Annotated in this window: 4 protein-coding genes; 3 read left to right on the top strand and 1 reads right to left on the bottom strand. The window is 63.0% G+C overall.

All coding sequences use genetic code 11. The features are described 5' to 3' along the window. The 3 genes from J4F42_14675 to J4F42_14665 form a co-directional block, all read left to right on the top strand. The coding region (locus tag J4F42_14675) for a hypothetical protein (protein MCE2486755.1) at nt 1-281 on the top strand (281 nt) is incomplete at its 5' end. A gap of 32 nt (nt 282-313) precedes the next feature. Then, on the top strand, nt 314-808 hold the full coding sequence (locus tag J4F42_14670; protein MCE2486754.1) for a VOC family protein: 495 nt from the start codon (nt 314-316) through the stop codon (nt 806-808). Between the two features lie 21 nt (nt 809-829). Then, entirely contained in the window at nt 830-2,284 is a 1,455-nt protein-coding gene (locus J4F42_14665; protein MCE2486753.1) for a hypothetical protein, read from the top strand. Here the strand turns inward: J4F42_14665 and J4F42_14660 are convergent. Beyond that, nucleotides 2,281-2,473, bottom strand: a 193-nt coding sequence (locus tag J4F42_14660; protein ID MCE2486752.1) for a hypothetical protein, incomplete at its 5' end; no start/stop codon positions are given. The genes J4F42_14665 and J4F42_14660 overlap by 4 nt on opposite strands.

Raw genomic sequence — 2,473 nt, 5'->3', positions numbered from 1 at the left:
GGCAATCCAGCGGCATGGCAGACCTCCAGGCCTTTTACGCCGCCATGCTGGCGCGCATGGAAGAGGTCCTGGCCCATTTAGCCCAGTTTCCGCCGGACCAGCTGCCACCCGAGGCCGAGCGCCTGCTGCTCATGGCCCTGTCGCTCGCCGAGGTCGCCCCGGCGGTCGAGCTGTTCGGCCAAGCCAGCGTCGTCGATGGCTACGACATCGCCCGCTTGACACCAGAGCATGATGAGCGAAGACCTGTCCTGCCTGTAGAGAAAGTCAGCAAAAACGAGTAAGGGTAAACACATCCCACACAGGAGGTTCCGCTATGATCCGCCCCGAACGCATTGGCCACGCCGTCATCAAGGTCCGCGACCTTGACCGCTCGCGCAAGTTTTACACCGAGGTCCTGGGTATGCAGATCATGAAAGATGTGTCCGAAATTCGGGCCGTCTTTCTGGCCAACCACGGACGCGACCACCACGAGTTGGCCCTGTTTGAAATCGGCCCCGAGGCCGAGGCGCCCAACCCCAAAGCGGTCGGTCTGGCCCATATCGCCTTTCGTCTCGGCAGCCAGGAAGAGCTTGAGGCCGCCTACCACGAACTCAAGGACAAAGGCGTACCGGTCCACTTCACCGTCAACCACGGCATTACCAGGAGCGTCTATTTTGAGGACCCGGACGGCTACGAGCTCGAAGTCTACTGCGATAACGACGCCGCCGAATACGTCCAGTTTCCCAACGCCTATCTGGGGGTGGAGAAGCTCGAATATGCACAGGAGGACAAGGGTCTGCGCGACGTGATTGCGGCCATGCGGCAATAGACACGCGGGGGAGGGATTCCAATGGGTATTCGGAGCGGCGCGGAGTATCGGGAAAGCCTGCGCGACGGGCGCAGCATCTATGTCAACGGCGAACGGGTCACGGACGTCACGGCCTATCCGCCGTTTCAGGGTGCGATCAATACCCTGGCCATGCTGTACGACCTCCAGCACGACCCCCAGCACCAGTCCCTCCTGACCTATCCCTCCCCGGCCGACGGTCAGCCGGTCAGCCTGTCCTTTCTGATCACCGACACCGCTCAGGACGTGGACCGGCGGGTCCGGGCCGAGGAGTTTCGGGCCGAGGCCACGTTCGGGCTGATGGGCCGGCTGCCCGACTTCATGAACGCCCTGGTCACGGATGCGGCGGTCGCCCACGAGTTCATCGGCCAGCGCAACAAACAGTACGGCGACAATACCCTGCGCTACTATGAGGACTGCCGGGACCAGGACTGGTGCCTCACCCACACCCTGGTCGATCCCCAGATTGACCGCTCAAAAGGTCCGGCCGAGCAAGCCGATCCCGAGGCTGCCCTGCACCGCGTGCGCGAGACGGACCGGGGTCTCGTCGTCCGTGGCGCGCGCATGCTGTCAACCCTGGCCCCGTTTTCCAACGAGCTGTGGGTCGGCCCGTTTTACCCGCGCAAGCCGGGCGATGAAGCCTACGCCCTGTGTTTTGCCGTGCCGATGGATATCCCCGGCCTGAAATTCGTGTGTCGTGAAGCCTACAGCACCGGTCGCAGCGACTTTGACCGGCCGCTGTCGTCGCGCTTCGATGAGGAAGACGCGCTGGCAATCTTCGATGATGTGGAAGTGCCGTGGGAGCGGGTCTTTATCAACGGCGATATCGAGGCGTCCAACTATATCCTCGGCCACGCGCCCGGCTATGCCCTGCTGCAAGGGGTGATTCGCGGCACGGTCAAGCTGCGTTTCATGGCCGGTCTGGCGTGTTCGGTGGCCGAAGCCATAGGCCGGACCGCAGCCGCGCAGGTCCAGACCCAGCTCGGAGAGCTGATCGCCAATGTCGAGATTGCCAACGGCCTGGTGCGGGCGGCCGCCCAGGATGTGGACGCCGGCCGGCGTGAGGGCACCTCGCTGCGCGCCCTGGCGGCCAGCCTGTGGGTGTTTCTACCCCAGGCGCACATGCGGGCGGCAGAAGTCCTGCGTCAGCTGAGCGGCAGCGGTCTGATTCTGACACCGACGGAAAAGGACCTGGAAAATCCGGCCATTGCGCCCTATCTCGAACAATATCTGCGCGGTAAGGATTTGCCCGCCCGAGAACGCGTGCGGCTGTTTAAGCTGGCTTGGGATATGTTGGGCGAACAGTTTGGCAGCCGCCAGCTCCAGTACGAGTGGTTTTACGCCGGCGACCCCAATTTCACCCGCGCCCGCTTCTACCGCTCGCCTGCGGTCAAGCAGTATCGGGCCATGGTTGAGCGGTTGCTCGACACAACCGCTACCGACCGAGAGCGGGCCTAGCGGGGAGCATCCTTGAGATCACTCGTATCTTCGAGGCCCAGAGCCCGGATTGAGGCTTGGAAGCGCTCCTGCATGACGCCGTCGTCGTCAACAAATTCCCGCGTCAGGCAGCAGAATTCCAGCTGCATGCCGTTCGGGTCCTTGAAATAGATCGACTTGGCCCAGTCGTGGTCAACGACCTCGGACACG

The sequence above is a fragment of the Desulfurellaceae bacterium genome (genome assembly GCA_021296095.1).
Taxonomy (GTDB): Bacteria; Desulfobacterota; Binatia; order Bin18; family Bin18; genus JAAXHF01.
The sequence above is the reverse complement of the archived record's forward strand: the minus strand, read 5'-3'. Positions and strand labels throughout refer to the sequence as shown.

Coding starts and splice junctions, on each gene's coding strand:
- J4F42_14670 (MCE2486754.1), top strand. CDS start 314: ATGATCCGCCCCGAACGCATTGGCCACGCCGTCATCAAGGTCCGCGAC.
- J4F42_14665 (MCE2486753.1), top strand. CDS start 830: ATGGGTATTCGGAGCGGCGCGGAGTATCGGGAAAGCCTGCGCGACGGG.